Origin of the sequence: Methanosarcina sp. MTP4 (assembly GCF_000970045.1) — an archaeon.
In the GTDB taxonomy this organism is placed as follows: Archaea; Halobacteriota; Methanosarcinia; order Methanosarcinales; family Methanosarcinaceae; genus MTP4.
Genome location: NZ_CP009505.1, coordinates 3779674 through 3793795, shown reverse-complemented (window position 1 = coordinate 3793795; position 14122 = coordinate 3779674). Strand labels below are relative to the sequence as shown.

The window sequence follows — 14122 nt, the reverse complement described above, 5'->3', positions numbered from 1 at the left end:
GATGGATGGATTTTCCAGCCCTGAACCTGACTTACTATTTTAAATCCTTATTTCTTTATATCATTTCTTCTATACCGTTTGTCTCGCGGGAAACGTCCGCGTTTAAATTCTTATATTTATAATTTGTGTTTTATATCCGGTTATTTCGACTGGGTAATTTCCGGAAAAACCCTTCAACCAAAAACTATATATGTAACTGCTATTTCTGGGTTTCGGTTCTGAAAAAATATTTATACTAGTAAAAAGAACATCTGCTTTGGAGACATCTGTAAAACTGAGTTCTAAGCCGGGACGAAAAATGGCAATTGAAAAAAATTCCCTTAGCTAAAAACTTGTGAACCCCAAAAATGTGATGGTCATGACTTTTTTGTCATGATTTCCCACGTGTGGTAATCACGGACTCCCACCTGTGATGGCCATAAGATTTTCTCGTGCGGACCTTTCCCACCATATGAAGCACGAGTTAAGCGCCTAAATCATCATGATTAATCGTGATTTTTTTGGTTTTTTGGGTCGTCTCTGAAAATACTTCTTAAAAATAAAAATGGAGGATGCAATTATTAGCAACGAAGAATTGCTTCAGGAACTATCTGATGCGATTGTCTCTTGTAAGAAGGATGCAGTGCTCGCTGCCGTAGAAAAGGCAAAAGGAGTCATTGAACCTTCGGAAATCATCGAAAAGGGACTTGCAGCAGGTATGAACGAGGTCGGTACTCTTTTTGAGAGAGGTAAACTTTTCCTGCCCCACGTGATGATGGCTGCAGACGCAATGACATCCGGTGTTGAATCCCTTAAGGACCTGATGCCTGAAGGCGCAGAATCCAAGATGGGCGTCATTGTGAACGGGACTGTGGAAGGAGATGTCCACGACATCGGTAAATCCATCGTGTCCACTATGCTTCAGTCTGCCGGTTTTGAAGTGCACGACATCGGAAGAGACGTGCCCGTCAAGAACTTCATCGACAAGGCAAAGGAAGTTTCTGCAAACATGGTTGGCCTGTCCGCTCTTATGACCACCACCCTGCAGGGCCAGAAGGATGTCATTGAACTCCTGAAGGAAGAAGGCATGAGGGATGGTGTCAAAGTCATGATTGGCGGTGCACCTGCAACCCAGGCATGGGCTGACAAGATTGGCGCAGACTGCTATGCTGAAAACGCAAGCGAAGCTGTTGCCAAGGCAAAAGAACTGTTACTGTAAATAAGAATTTTTCTGTATTTTCCTATTCTTATTGGAGGTTAAAAAATGGCACAGAACAATGCAGTTGCTGGCATGAACGCCCTTAACGGCGTAGAACTTAATCTTTTCACCAACGACGAACTCAAGGCAATCCACTACGCCACCGTGGAAGTCATGCAGAACCCTGGTATCCAGGTTTCTGACCCTGAAGCAAGGCAGGTCTTCAAGGAAAACGGTTGTGAAGTCGACGAAGAGTCCCAGATCGTAAAGATCCCTGAATATGTTGTAAGAAAGGCTCTCCAGCTTGCACCCTCAAGATTCACCCTCTGGGGCCGCGAAAAGAAGTACAATACTCTCATTGAATGCGGCGGAAAGGTACACTGGACCTGCTTCGGTACCGGTGTCAAGATGTGCAAGTACGAAGCTCCTGGCAAGTACTCCACCATCGACTCCGTTGACAACGACATCGCAGAAATCGCAAAGCTCTGTGACTGGGCAGAAAACATTGACTACTTCTCCCTCCCTGTTTCCGCAAGGGACTGGGCAGGCAAGGGCGCACAGGACGTCCACGAAACCTTCACCTCTCTGACCAACACCCAGAAGCACTTCCACCACATCGACCCTGTCGGTGAAAACGTTGAGTACTACTGGGACATTGCAGTCGCATACTACGGTGGCGACGCAGCAATGGCAAAGAAGAGGCCTATTTTCTCCATGCTCGTCTGCCCAACCAGCCCTCTCGAGCTCAGTGTCAACGCCTGTCAGGTCATCATGAAGGGTGCCCGCCTCGGTGTACCTCTCAACGTCCTGAGTATGGCAATGTCCGGCGGATCCTCCCCGGTCTACCTCGCAGGAACCCTTGTGACCCACAACGCCGAAGTTCTCTCCGGTATCGTGCTCGCTCAGCTCGCTTGCCCAGGCGCTTCCTGTATGTACGGCAGTTCCACCACCACCTTCGACCTGAAGAAGGGTACGGCACCTGTCGGATCTCCTGAACTCGGCCTCATCAGCGCCGGTGTTGCAAAACTCGCACAGTTCTACGGTCTACCTTCCTTCGTTGCAGGAACTTAGTCTGACGCCAAGGTTCCGGACGACCAGGCTGGACACGAAAAGACAATGACCTGTCTTCTTCCTGCCCTCTCTGGTGCAAACACTCTCTACGGTGCCGGAATGCTTGAGCTTGGTATGACCTTCTCCATGGAACAGCTGGTAATTGACAACGACATCATCAAGATGACCAAGAAGGCAATGCAGGGAATCCCGGTCGACACCGAAACCCTGGCAGTTGAGTCCATCCAGAAAGTTGGAATCGGAAACAACTTCCTTGCCCTCAAGCAGACCAGGAAACTTGTGAACTACCCCTCCGACCCGATGCTCATTGACAGGCAGATGTTCGGAGACTGGGAAGCCGCAGGTTCCAAGGATCTTGCATCCGTCGCACACGAAATCGTTGTAGACGTCCTCAAGAACCACGTCGTTCCACCAATCGAAGCCGACGTCCTCGCAGCAATGCAGGCAGTCGTGGACAGGGCTGACAAAGCCTTCAGAGAAGGCCAGTAATCATAATACCAGGATATTCAGGAGATCTAAAAATGGCAAACGAAGCGATTATTGCTAAAGCAAAAGAATCAATCACCGAATTCGATGAAGAAATGGCTGAAGAAGCAGCAAAGGAATCTCTTGCAGCCAACATGGACCCTGTAGAGCTTATCGAGAAGGGCTTTACCGCAGGGATGGAAGAAGTAGGTGCACAGTTCGAACAGGGTACCCTTTTCCTCCCCCACGTGCTTGCAGCCGCAGAAGCAATGAGCGTAGGCATGGAAGTTATCAAGCCCGAAATGGAGAAGCGCAAATCTGAGACCAAGAGCCTCGGAACTGTTGTCATCGGAACCATCGAAGGTGACATCCACTCCATCGGCAAGGACATCGTTGCCTCCATGCTCAACATTGCAGGTTTCAAAGTTGTGGACCTCGGCAGAGACGTTGCAGTTTCCGCTTTCATCGAAAAAGCAAAGGAAGTCAAACCTACCGTTGTTGCATCCTCCGCCCTTATGACCACCACCATGGTCACCCAGATCCAGATCGAAGAACAGCTCAAGGAAGCTGGCATCCGCGACCAGATCAAAACCATGGTCGGCGGCGCTCCGGTCACCCAGGACTGGGCAGACCAGATCGGTGCAGACATCTACGGCGAAAACGCCACAGATGTGGTCAACAAGATCAAGGCACTTGTAGCCTGAAAAACGGTCTCGAAGCACAGATGATGCATCTCCATGGTGCATCTTTTCTGTGCAATTTTTTATTTTGTGCAGTCTTTGCGGAGCCTATAGCCGTGGTTATAAAAAAACGCTCTTGCAGGTCATACCAAAAGCTCTACGGGAATTTCCGGAATTGCAATTGAAAAACGGTAAACTGAAAGTTGCAATTGAAAAACGGTAAACTGAAAGTTGCAATTGAAAAACGGTAAACTGAAAGTTGCAATTGAAAAATGGCAAACTAAAAATTGCAATTGAAAAATGGCAAACTAAAAATTGCAATTGAAAAACGGTAAACTAAAAATTGCAATTGAAAAATGGCAAACTAAAAATTGCAATTGAAAAATGGCAAACTAAAAATTGCAATTGAAAAACGGTAAACTGAAAGTTGCAACTTGATGAATAATGAATTATTCCCGGATAATGAGTAATTCCTGGATATACAATGCCCATCGGAAAGGTCCGCAGGCTGCATTAATAGGCTGTGGGAATTTGGCAGGTTCGGAATCCTGCCGTGAGGGAATTTCTGCAGTCACTCTGAAAACTGGAGGGAGTTTTCGTGGATTTGAAAGCTTTAAAAAAACAGGAAAGTAAAAGAAAAATCAGTAAAGGGTACATGTGGGCCCTTTTCTGTGCTGTGTTCTGGGGTATCTGGTATCTTCCCGGAACTGTTGTGTGGGTACTGAACCCGTTCGATTCAATGTACGGGGCTATTGCCGAAACAAGCGGGGACGGAACTTCCCTTATTATAACTGCGGTGTTAATTACCGCCTTTAATGCGCTTACTGTTATGCTGGCGCTTATGCTCTGGAACGGTGTACTCGGAAAATACGGGGAACTGGTCCGGACCATGAAGGAATTCCATCCGTGTTCCAAGTGGTTCTTCCTTGCCTCGATTTTCGGTGGACCAATGGCGATTCTCGGTTCATTTATTGCCATGGGTTTCATCGGCGGCGCATTCGCAGCTGTTGCGGCTCTTCTCTACCCTGTGGTGGGCTCGATTCTTGCTTACTACTGGTACGGGGAAAAGATCTCCAAAAGGGCTGCACTGGGCATAGGAATCATCATCCTTGGAGGCATCACGATCTTCGGTGGCGGGCTTTTGACTGAACTTTCGTCAGGCAACGTCCAGTGGATCGGGTATCTTGGAGGTTTGATGGCTGCTGCCGGCTGGGGTATTGAAGGCGCAATCGCAGGTAAAGGTCTCGACATTTCCGAGCCTGACGTGGGGCTGACCCTGAGATTCGTTGGAGAAAACATTATCTGGTGGATCATTATCGTCCCGCTGCTTGCATTTGTCGGCTTTCCGATGTATTCCTTTGCATTCCAGGCATTTGAACCCCTGACCCTGCTGGTCCTTATCTTTGCAGGAATTACCTTTGGTTTCTGTTATGTATGCTGGTATAAGTCCTTCCCGCTGATTGGCGTCGGAAGAGGCCAGGGTATCGGAAACCTCTATGGACTGTTTGCTATTATCTTCATCTTCCTCTTCTTCGGAGATGTCCCGGAGTGGACTATCCTTGTCGGAGGTACTCTCTGTGTTATTGGTAGTTTCGCTATGATTACGGAAGACACAAGTGAACTTGAAACTCTGAGAGGTGAGTGAAATGGGAAACCGTCCAATTAAATTCAGGATCCTGGAGCTTTTCCTGGATGATAAGGAACACTGGAACTATGAGATTGTCTCAAAGATCCAGGAAGAATATAATATGCAGGGAAATTTCCAGAGGGATAGCATCAACTTCGACATTCTTGAACTGGCGTCCGGCGGAATGCTCAAGGACGTGGAGCAGAAGGTGGATGATAAAGGTATCTACAAAAAAGACTTCCTTTTGCACAAATACGCAATAACGGACTTCGGGAAAGTGAGAGGGTCCGACGCCTGTCTGAGATATGTGTAATGGAGGTTCAAAAATGGTACAAACCGCAGCTGCTATGGAAGCGTACAACGCATACTGGGCAAATTCCTTCATACCTGCCGGGGACATCATGTGGATGGTCCTGATTTTGGTTCTTGCAGTGTTTGCTCTCTGGCAGGCCAGGACTTTCGTGTCCCGGTTCTGAGTTCTCAGCACACAACACAGCTTTCCATATCCAACAATACTTAATATTAGGTGATAATAATGGCTACTGAATACGCTTTGAGGATGGGAGACGGTAAGAAGCTCTTCCTGACAAAAGAAACGATCATAGAGGAAATTGAGGCAGGTACGGCTGACGCCGCAGACCTTGGTGAAATTCCTACTCTTTCCGGTGACGAAATCGACAAGCTCGCAGAAATCCTGATGATGCCGGGTAAGACCGTCAGTGTAGAACAGGGCATGGAAGTCCCGGTTACCCACGACATCGGAACCCTCAGACTTGACGGGGACCAGGGTAACAGCGGTGTAGGTATCCCTTCCAGCCGCCTTGTCGGCTGCATGATGCACGAGAGGGCATTTGGCGCTGACACCATGGAACTCGGTCACATCGACTACAGTTACAAGCCTGTCAAGCCTGTCATCTCTCAGGAATGCCAGACCATGGAAACCTGCCAGCAGAACATGGTCGTGCCGCTCTTCTACGGGGCAATGCCGAACATGGGCCTGTATTATACTCCTGATGGTCCCTTCGAAAACCCCGGAGACCTGATGAAGGCTTTCAAGATTCAGGAAGCCTGGGAATCCATGGAACATGCCGCAGAACACCTCACCAGGGACACTGTGTGGGTCATGCAGAGGCTTTTCGCCTCTGGAGCAGACGGTATTAACTTCGACACCACCGGAGCAGCCGGGGATGCAGACATGTACGGGACCCTCCACGCAATCGAAGCGCTCAGGAAGGAATTCCCGAACATGTACATCGAAGCCGGTATGGCCGGGGAATGTGTGCTCGGGATGCACGGTGAACTCAAGTACGACGGCACAACCCTTGCAGGTCTCTGGCCGCACCAGCAGGCCCCATTGATTGAAAAGGCAGGCGCAAACGTCTTCGGGCCGGTCTGCAACACCAACACCAGCAAGACTTCCGCCTGGAACCTTGCAAGATCTGTCACCTTCATGAAGGCAGCAGTCGAAGCCTCCAACCTCCCCTGCCACGTTGACATGGGAATGGGTGTAGGCGGAATCCCCATGCTTGAGACTCCCCCAATCGACGCTGTGACCCGGGCAAGCAAGGCAATGGTCGAGATTGCCGGCGTAGACGGCATATAGATCGGAGTCGGCGACCCGATGGGTATGCCGATTTCCCACATCATGGCCTCCGGTATGACCGGAATCAGAGCAGCCGGGGACCTTGTCGCAAGGATGGAGTTCTCAAAGAACATGAGAATCGGAGAAGCCAAGGAATACGTCGCAAAGAAGCTCGGCGTTGACACCATGGACCTCAGCGATGAATACGTCATGAGGGAACTCCGTGAAGAACTCGACATAGGTGTTATCACCTCTGTGCCTGGCGCAGCCAAGGGCCTTGCAGCTAAGATGAACATCGAGAAGCTGCTCGACGTCAAGATCAACTCCTGCGACCTCTTCAGAAAACAGATCGCATAAGTGAAGTATCCGGGTTCAGGCTCCGGCCTGAATCCTCCTCCGATGGAAATACGGCAGGGAAGCAAAAAAAGCGAACAGACCACCAAAATGTTTCAAAATCCCCGGGAAACTGCTCCTGAAAGCTCTTTCCGGACCCGGGTTCCGGGGATCAAACCTGCCGTCCTTTCCATTTTATTTTTTCTGGAATTTTTCTTACAATTCCCTTATGTTTTTGATTTGGTTTTTTTAGTTGATTTCCTTTCTAATTCTATTTCCTTTTCTATTCAATATATTTTTTAATTCAATTTGTTTTTAGTTGATCTCCATTTTATTTGTTTTAAGTCATTCTTTTTTATCCGTCTTGTTTTCCTGTTAGCTCTATCTCTTCAGTTTCCGGTTTTATCAGAAACGTTTATATATTTGTAGGTGCTTGTAATTATTGGGAAAACAAATTTACTTGATTTGCCATTTCAAGTGCCATTTAAATCTCCCTATGTGTGCGGATTCCTGGGGCAATTTTGCCTCAAAACCTCCATTTTTTATTTTTGTATTCACCTTTTTTGGAGTCAACTTTTCTTTCCAGCTCTGCCTCTCCTCCCAGGTTGCTATTTTTTCGGTATCAAAGCTTCTTTCCCGGTGTTTCCTGTTCTTGTGAACCGGCTGCAGGGCTTACAATTCCAGGCGTATAGCCCAAAGTTTATAATGGGATATGCGCAATAAGATTCACGAAAAGTGGCTTCCGGAGTTTAACCCGGAATATGGTGAAACGAATTCCGGTGACCTTCATGCCGATAAAAGCAAATCCGAACCCGGATGTTTAAAGTTTGAATTCCTTATGGAATACTGAATAACGGAATACTGGAATACTCTTCCCCTTTATGGTAATCCTGATGCTGGAAACCTGAGGGACGGAATGGTTTTTTTCATTCTCATTCGGGTTTCCTGCTTCATTATCATCATATCACTGTATCTAAAATCACATCTAAAATCACTGTATCTAACAATCGTATCGGAAATTTTGGTGAAAAAATGGCTGACATCATTCACTGGGCAGACGTCATAGCTGAAGACACGTTACAAAAGAGCAGCAAGCACCTTGTTGCCACAGGGATCACTCCCTCGGGACACATCCATATCGGGAACATGAGGGAAGTGGTGACGGCAGATGCCGCTTACAGGTCTCTCCTGGATAAGGGTGCAGAAGCCGAACTGATCTACATTGCCGACACTTACGACCCTCTGAGGAAAGTCTATCCTTTCCTTCCTGAGAGCTACGCTGAGCATGTGGGTAAACCCCTTTCTGAGGTCCCCTGCCCCTGCGGGGACTGTGCAAACTATGCCGAGCATTTCTTGAAACCCTTCCTCGCAGCCCTGCAGCGCCTGGGCATCACCCCGAAGGTCTACAAGGCTGACGAGATGTACAAGGAAGGGCTGTACATAGAAGCCATCAAGACCGCGCTTTTGAAGCGGGACGAGATTGCAAAGATCCTCGAGGAAGTTTCGGGGAAGACCGTGGCCGAAGACTGGAGCCCCTTTAACCCGATCTGCAATGAGTGCGGCAAGCTTACCATGACAAAGGTTACCGGGTTTGATGTGACCGCGGAGACCGTGGACTATACCTGTTCCTGCGGCCACACCGGGACCGTTTCCATGAAAGGAGGAGGCAAGCTTACCTGGCGTGTGGACTGGCCGGCCCGCTGGGGAATTCTCGGTGTTTCCATCGAACCTTTCGGGAAAGACCATGCTTCCAGTGGAGGTTCCTATGCTACCGGGACGCGGATCGTAGAGGAGATTTACGAACACCAGCCGCCAAGTCCCATTGTCTATGAGTGGATCATGCTCGGGAAAAAGGGTGCCATGTCCTCTTCCACCGGGGTTGTGGTCTCTATCTCCGACATGCTTGAGGTTGTGCCCCCGGAAGTCCTGCGCTACCTGATCATCCGTACAAAGCCTGAAAAGCACATACAGTTCGACCCGGGGCAGCCTCTCCTTACCCTGGTGGACGAGTACGAGCGCCTCAGGACAAAGTTCCAGGATGAGGACCCCTCTCTCGGGGACTTTGATAAGAGAATCTACGAACTTTCCAGGGCAACCGGCATTTGCCAGTCCGAGATCCCCTTCAAGCAGATGGTGACCATCTTCCAGGTGGCAAGGGGCGATTTCGAGCAGATCCTGAAAATCGTGAAACGTTCGGGCTTTGACACGGAAAACGAAAAGTGTATCAGGGAACTTGCCGAGAACGTCTCGAAATGGCTTGAACTCTATGCCCCTCCCTTTGCAAAGTTCAGCGTAAAAGAGAATGTGCCCTTGCAGGTGGCCACCCTCTCGGAGCTCCAGAAAAACTTCCTCGGAGCCCTCGCAGACATCATCGAAGCCAGTGGGGAACTTACAGGGGAAGACTACCATTTGCTGGTCTACTCGGCAAAAGACGCAGGGTCCGAGCTCAACGGCAGGATCGCAGCCAGCCTGGGCACAGAGCCCGAAACTCTCGAAGTAAACCCGAAAGACCTTTTCAAAGCCATCTACACCGCCATTCTGGGGCAGGGCTCGGGCCCGAAGGCGGGTTGGTTCCTATCCTCCTTTGAAAAGGACTTCCTTGTGGAAAGGCTCAGGGAATCTGCCGTCTACCAGCCTTAATTCCTTGAGAGTATGCCGGAATCAAAAAACCCTGCAAAAGAGCATTTTCTTGCCTGGGATAAGGAGTATGCCCACCTGAAATGGGGAGGGCCCGCTCCTATCAGGGATGTGCTGGCTTGCATCCCGGTAGGGGCCCGGGTCCTTGATGCCGGGTCGGGTGGTGGCAGGTATCTTGGTGAACTTGCCGGACACTATGCAGCCGTAGGTGTCGACGTCTCCCTCATAGCTCTCGGTAAGTCCCGGGAGCAGCTTGCCAGATGCGGAAAAAGTGCCGGTCACCTCGGGGCAAGTGTCCACCTCCTGCCTTTCAAAAAAGCTTCTTTTGAAGGTATCCTCTGTTACGGCGTACTCCAGCACCTTTTCCAGGAAGAAAGGGAAACTGCCGTCCTGGAGTTCCGGCGGGTGCTTGTGGACGGTGGGACCGTCTTTTTCGAAGCCTTCGGAACTGAAGACATGCGCTGTGGGGGAGAGCCTGCAAAATATGGGGAGGGGAATTCTGAAGGAAGCCCTGAGGAAAATACCTTCTTCCGCCAGAACGGGATCATCTACCATTACTTTACGAAGGAAGAGTTAGTTCCGCTTTTCGAAGGATTTGAAATCCTCGAACTTAAAGATGTGATAAAAGAGAAAGTTTTCAGGGGAGAAGTCTACCGGCGGCACATGGTCCGGGGTATTTTCAGGAAAACTTGACCCCCGATCTGGTTCTTGCGGTTTAAGCCGTTTCCTGGTTTTTATTTTGCTGCTTAAGCGCTTTTTTGACTTAATTCTGTTGCTTAAGCTCTTCCTGACTTCTGTTCAAATGCAAAAATTTTCATAAAAAGGCTATGTCCAGATAATTAAGCAGGATTACGAGAAACGCCCCAAAAACGCCTCCGATTGCGCAGATCAGGATTACTATCCAGGTAATTGCGATTTCAAGTCCAAGGACAGCCTTTGCTATAATCAGGATAAGAATACCAAGGACGGCGTTTATTGCCAGCTTGGTGGAGGTCTTAAGGATTTTATAAAGCACGTAGGCGGCTATAATTGCAATAATCAGAGTTGATATTTCGGCAATTCCTACTACCATATGCTATAGTTAGGGTATTCAATTATTTATAATTATCAATGAGTTCGGGTTTTTTTGAAATGTATTTTTCCGGAGTCTCTTAAAGGTTGCCCTACCCATTTTTTTTCGCTGGATACGGGGAAACTCCAGTTCAAAAAGAGCTTAGAAATTCCATAAGAATTTTCCTCAGTTCTCCCTCATCCGAATATACCCTTACCCTGATTCCAGGTTCCGGGTTTCCGAGCAGCATCGCAGAGACTGCTGCATCAGGCCGGTGCAGGCAGAGCACCGGAATTCCAAGGACAAGCGCCCGGCAGACCTCGTAGCCTACTCCCAGGGAAGGGACCGTGACTTCAGCAAGCATTGCATCACTTTTTGCAAGCAGCCCGAGGTCCCGCGCATAAATCTCCTCTTCGGTCATTGCCGACTCTACTTTTTCAAGCTCAGGGTCAACGACGTGCCAGCTTACGACCTCAGCTCCCGCTCCCTCAAGGGTCTCGTAGATCAGGCGGTACACCGGTAGGAGCTGCCTTCCTCCCCGGATCGAACCCGAGAGGAATATTTTCGGGGTTCCCTTCTCTTGACTTTCCTGCTCTGTCTTTGCTCCCCTTTCTAAGGTTTCCTGTTTTTCTTTTTCCCGAACCGACATGTCCGTCACCAATTTGTTCTCACTTAATTTCCCTGCCACTCACTTAACTCCCCTTATTTATTTAACTCCCCTGAAATAGTGTCCCGTGGTAAACCCTTTCCCCAGCTTATCACAGGTCCCTGTCCCGGCCTTTCCTTTCTTCAGGTAATTGTCAATTGCTGCCCTGTACATCCGGGTAAGCTTCCTGATTCCCTGCTCTTCTTTTTCCTCCCCACTCATTCCCAGGGTCTCGATCCTGATGCTTGCGACCCTCGTTTCAAGGAGTTTCGGGACATGTTCGAGCATGCAGAGGGCTTTTGAATTCAGGAGGTGCATCCGACAGGCCGGATCCATGACCAGGGGGAACTCGTAGTTCTTCTCGTCAACAAGGGAATAGTTTCCGTTTCTGCAGGGGGCTGTGCACCTCTCCTTCTTTCCTCCGAGCAGCCCGCCCACCACACAGTGTTCCGATTCCATCAGTTCCAGGCGGCCGTGGACTATTGCCTCGGAAGGCCCTGCAGCTGCCAGCGGTTTGATTTCTTCCAGGGTGAGTTCCGGGGAAAGGGTAACCTTTTCCGCTCCCCTTTTGCAGAAGAAGTCCAGGGTATAGCTGTTGAACACGTTCAGGGGGCTGTCCAGGATAACGGGGACCCCTCTCGCTTTTGCGAGCCTGAATACCCCGAGGTTTGACACGAGCACGCCGTCGGCAGCAAGGGCTTTTGCAGCCTCCAGAATTTCACTTACTGCCGGCATCTCGGGATCTTTCACGATCCTCGGGGTTTTGAAATAGACCTTCCTGCCCGCAGCCCGGACCATCCTGACAGCTCTTTCATAATCGGCTTCAAAATGGATGGCTTTGTCCCTGTCCCTGCCTTTTCCTGAACAAAAGAGCCCTTCCCCGTAGTACAGCAGGTCTGCCCCACCGTCAATTGCTTCTTCAAGTTCTCCGGGGGAATAGACGGATACGGCAAGCAGTGGCTGTTCCGGATGTTCCCATTCCGGCCGGGGACAGGCTACAAGTTCTGGGAGCGTTATTCCAGGTTCGGGGCAGGGTTTTCGTTTTCCCCTGACAATCCTGAGTTTTTCGAGTTCGGTGACTGCATGGTTCCGGAGCTGGTTAATCTCTTTTACGGGGACAAAGACCTCTCCATGTACATCGACATCAATGGTTTCCGGTTCGAACCCGGTGTTCCCGAGTTTGGAAAACTGCCGGGCAAGCTGTTCTTTTTTCCCGGGCTGCCGGAGGGCTTTTTCCACCACGTACTCCGATTTCACGGTCACGCTGTTCGAGTCATAATCCCAAAGCGTGAGTTCGAGGGGCTTTCCCTCCCAAACTCCGGCTTTCATGAGCACAGGGATCTTTCGGAGGGAGGTTTCCGAAGTATAGCTTTTTTCAAGGGTGTCCATCAGCCCTTTGTCAAGGGTTCGGTACACGGGGCTTCCTGGCCGGACTTCCACATTGAAGGGAATTTCAACGGTATCTCCCGAGTTTGCTTGCTTTACAGGTTTATTCCCTCTGTACATCTGGCGGATGACCCAGCCTTCCTCCTTTTCTTCCCTTCCTTCTCTATCGGTTCCTGCAAAGAGGATCCCGTCTCCGGCAGAAAGGGAAGCTTTAAGCTCTACTGTTACCCGCCTCGATTTCCTGTCGTAGCTTTTTACCGTGCCCGCAAAAACTCCCCGGTTATAGGGCCTGAGCCTGCTCATCAGTTCTCCACGTGGGTTTTTGACGAAATATCCTTCCGTAAAACCCCTGTTGAAAAGCTGTTCCAGGCTTTCTGCTTCCTCCCGGCTTACGGAGCACTTTTTTCTGTCCTCAAGACAGCGGTCAAGCAGGCGGCTGTAAGTCCCGACAACGCCCGCCACGTACTCGGGCCTTTTCATCCTGCCTTCGATTTTTAAGGAAGAAATCCCTGTTTTAAGAAGGGCGGGGATACAGGGAGAACTGTTAAGGTCTTTCGGGCTTAGAAGATACGTGCCTTCGGTTTTCACTGTTTTTCCGTCTTTTTTAAGCCTGTACCCTTTCCGGCAGGGCTGGGCACAGTAGCCCCGGTTTCCACTCCTGCCCCCTATAATGCTGCTCAGGAGACACTGGCCGGAGTAGGAGATGCAAAGAGCCCCGTGTATGAAGGCTTCGGTTTCGAGTCCGCTGGTTTCGCCGATCCGTTTGATTTCTTCAAGGGAACATTCCCTGGATAACACAATCCTTTCGATTCCAAGCTCCTTTGTAAAAAGGGCCCCTTCGCTATTATGAAGGGTCATTTGAGTGCTCGCATGCAGAGGAAGGTCGGGCACGTACTGCCTTCCAAGGGAGAGCAGGCCGATGTCCTGTACAAGGATGGCATCAGAACCCATTTCTTTCAGGCGGCAGAGCAGGTTCAGGGCGGCTTCCATTTCCCCGTCCCTTAGCAGGGTGTTTACCGTAACATAGACCTTCACTCCCCTGAGGTGGGCGTAGTCTATTGCCTCCTCAAGCTCTTTATCCGAAAAATTAGCTGCATACCCTCTTGCACTGAAGGCGTGGGCTCCAAGGTAAACCGCATCTGCTCCGTTCTCCACGGCTGCCCTGAGAGCTTCCATGCTGCCGGCCGGAGCCAGCAGTTCCGGTCTTGCAGGCTTCATTAGCTGGATAACGGGACCTGCTCTTTATTAAGCTTTGGGGCAAAAACCCGGGATGTTCTTGGGTTGGATAGGGATAGCTCAGGAAGGTTGGATAGGGGTAGCTCAGGAAGGTTGGATAGGGGTAGCTCAGGAAGGGATGATAGGGTCCTTCTTTGCCCGAATATGATCTGTAGCTCAGGAAGGTTGGATGGAGAAAAAGTAGGACTGTTGGATGAGAGTAACTCAGGAAGAGTTGGATGGAGATAAATC

The 14122-nt window shown here is 49.8% G+C and carries 10 protein-coding genes and 2 pseudogenes; 9 read left to right on the top strand and 3 right to left on the bottom strand.

Annotated features, from left to right (window positions below):
* Positions 1 to 544 precede the first annotated feature (544 nt).
* From mtbC to MSMTP_RS15900, 9 genes and pseudogenes are all read left to right on the top strand, one after another.
* Positions 545 to 1198, top strand: coding sequence for a dimethylamine corrinoid protein MtbC (gene mtbC, locus MSMTP_RS15945; protein WP_048181479.1), 654 nt, complete (start codon positions 545 to 547; stop codon positions 1196 to 1198).
* A gap of 45 nt (positions 1199 to 1243) precedes the next feature.
* A pseudogene (gene mttB, locus MSMTP_RS15940) lies at positions 1244 to 2737 on the top strand ([trimethylamine--corrinoid protein] Co-methyltransferase).
* A 32-nt stretch (positions 2738 to 2769) separates the two neighbouring features.
* Positions 2770 to 3417: a methyltransferase cognate corrinoid protein gene (locus MSMTP_RS15930; RefSeq protein ID WP_048181470.1), complete on the top strand. Its 648-nt coding sequence runs from the start codon at positions 2770 to 2772 to the stop codon at positions 3415 to 3417.
* Between the two features lie 574 nt (positions 3418 to 3991).
* A complete protein-coding gene (locus MSMTP_RS15925; protein WP_048181468.1) occupies positions 3992 to 5038 on the top strand; it encodes a DMT family transporter in 1047 nt (348 codons plus the stop codon).
* 1 nt (position 5039) lies between these two features.
* Complete coding sequence (locus MSMTP_RS15920) at positions 5040 to 5333, top strand: hypothetical protein (RefSeq protein ID WP_048181466.1); 294 nt, start codon at positions 5040 to 5042, stop codon at positions 5331 to 5333.
* A gap of 13 nt (positions 5334 to 5346) precedes the next feature.
* Positions 5347 to 5496 (top strand): hypothetical protein, encoded by a 150-nt coding sequence (locus MSMTP_RS19770; protein ID WP_197076103.1) that lies wholly within the window; start codon positions 5347 to 5349, stop codon positions 5494 to 5496.
* Positions 5497 to 5555: 59 nt separating this feature from the next.
* Positions 5556 to 6959: pseudogene (gene mtbB / locus MSMTP_RS15915) on the top strand ([dimethylamine--corrinoid protein] Co-methyltransferase).
* Between the two features lie 1008 nt (positions 6960 to 7967).
* On the top strand, positions 7968 to 9575 hold the full coding sequence (gene lysS / locus MSMTP_RS15905; protein ID WP_048181461.1) for a lysine--tRNA ligase: 1608 nt from the start codon (positions 7968 to 7970) through the stop codon (positions 9573 to 9575).
* A gap of 12 nt (positions 9576 to 9587) precedes the next feature.
* Positions 9588 to 10265 (top strand): class I SAM-dependent methyltransferase, encoded by a 678-nt coding sequence (locus tag MSMTP_RS15900; RefSeq protein ID WP_048181458.1) that lies wholly within the window; start codon positions 9588 to 9590, stop codon positions 10263 to 10265.
* 121 nt (positions 10266 to 10386) lie between these two features.
* On the opposite strand, the gene MSMTP_RS15895 is transcribed toward MSMTP_RS15900, so the two are convergent.
* The 3 genes from MSMTP_RS15895 to MSMTP_RS15885 form a co-directional block, all read right to left on the bottom strand.
* Entirely contained in the window at positions 10387 to 10644 is a 258-nt protein-coding gene (locus MSMTP_RS15895) for a pro-sigmaK processing inhibitor BofA family protein (RefSeq protein WP_048181455.1), read from the bottom strand.
* Positions 10645 to 10774: 130 nt separating this feature from the next.
* Complete coding sequence (locus MSMTP_RS15890; protein ID WP_369799604.1) at positions 10775 to 11311, bottom strand: nucleoside 2-deoxyribosyltransferase; 537 nt, start codon at positions 11309 to 11311, stop codon at positions 10775 to 10777.
* An 18-nt stretch (positions 11312 to 11329) separates the two neighbouring features.
* Positions 11330 to 13873, bottom strand: coding sequence for a DUF3656 domain-containing protein (locus MSMTP_RS15885; protein WP_048181451.1), 2544 nt, complete (start codon positions 13871 to 13873; stop codon positions 11330 to 11332).
* Between the last annotated feature and the right edge of the window lie 249 nt (positions 13874 to 14122).

Bases quoted from the DNA above. Each gene is read 5' to 3' on its own strand.
- mtbC (WP_048181479.1), top strand. From the start codon at position 545: ATGGAGGATGCAATTATTAGCAACGAAGAATTGCTTCAGGAACTATCT.
- MSMTP_RS19770 (WP_197076103.1), top strand. From the start codon at position 5,347: ATGGTACAAACCGCAGCTGCTATGGAAGCGTACAACGCATACTGGGCA.
- MSMTP_RS15885 (WP_048181451.1), bottom strand. From the start codon at position 13,873: ATGAAGCCTGCAAGACCGGAACTGCTGGCTCCGGCCGGCAGCATGGAA.
- MSMTP_RS15895 (WP_048181455.1), bottom strand. From the start codon at position 10,644: ATGGTAGTAGGAATTGCCGAAATATCAACTCTGATTATTGCAATTATA.
- MSMTP_RS15900 (WP_048181458.1), top strand. From the start codon at position 9,588: ATGCCGGAATCAAAAAACCCTGCAAAAGAGCATTTTCTTGCCTGGGAT.
- MSMTP_RS15920 (WP_048181466.1), top strand. From the start codon at position 5,040: ATGGGAAACCGTCCAATTAAATTCAGGATCCTGGAGCTTTTCCTGGAT.
- MSMTP_RS15930 (WP_048181470.1), top strand. From the start codon at position 2,770: ATGGCAAACGAAGCGATTATTGCTAAAGCAAAAGAATCAATCACCGAA.
- lysS (WP_048181461.1), top strand. From the start codon at position 7,968: ATGGCTGACATCATTCACTGGGCAGACGTCATAGCTGAAGACACGTTA.